The organism is Rhodococcus yananensis (genome assembly GCF_020515525.1).
GTDB classification, from domain to species: Bacteria; Actinomycetota; Actinomycetes; order Mycobacteriales; family Mycobacteriaceae; genus Rhodococcus; species Rhodococcus yananensis.
Map to the genome: position 1 here is coordinate 1 of NZ_JAIYEP010000171.1, position 677 is coordinate 677.

The window sequence follows — 677 nt, forward strand, 5'->3', positions numbered from 1 at the left end:
CCCGATCCACGTGCCCGCCGCGGCCGCCGCTACCGACTACCCTCGTTGATCACCGTGGCGTTGTGCGCGGTCTCCGCCGGTGCCCGGTCGTACTACGCCATCGCCGACTGGGCCACCCGGGGTACCGCCACAGGTGTTGCAGCGATGCGGGATTCGCTTCCGCATCCCGAGCGAAGCCACGATTCGGCAGGTGCTCGGCCGCATCGACGGCGACGCCCTGGACCGGGTGCTCGGCCGGCACCTGACCGCCCGGATCGGCTCCGATGCCGGGCGGGTGGCCGTGGCGGTGGACGGCAAGACGATCCGCGGCGCACGGACTGTCGATCGGGTGGCTCCGCATCTGGTCTCGGCAGTCACCCACGACGGCACCGTCGTGCTCGGCCAGCGCCGCACCGCCGACAAGAGCAACGAGATCCCCACCGCCCGAGCACTGTTGCGTGGTCTCGACATCGCCGGAGCGGTGGTCACCGTCGATGCGATGCACACGCAGAAGACAACCGCCCGGTGTCTGCGTGAGCAGTGCCGTGCCGAGTACGTGATGGTCGTCAAGGCGAATCAGCCGGGACTGCTCACCCGCATCCGCGGCCTGCCGTGGGAGCTGGTGCCGGTGGTGTGGTCCGACCCGCCCGAGCGTGGCCACGGCCGCGAGGAACAGCGCAGCTACAAGATCGTCACCG

Annotated in this window: 1 protein-coding gene and 1 pseudogene; both read left to right on the forward strand. The window is 70.5% G+C overall.

All coding sequences use genetic code 11. The features are described 5' to 3' along the window. Positions 1 to 114: pseudogene (locus LDQ05_RS19980) on the forward strand (transposase family protein); the annotation flags it as partial. A 76-nt stretch (positions 115 to 190) separates the two neighbouring features. After that, a partial coding sequence (locus LDQ05_RS19620; RefSeq protein ID WP_308013290.1) for an ISAs1 family transposase occupies positions 191 to 677 on the forward strand: 487 nt, incomplete at its 3' end.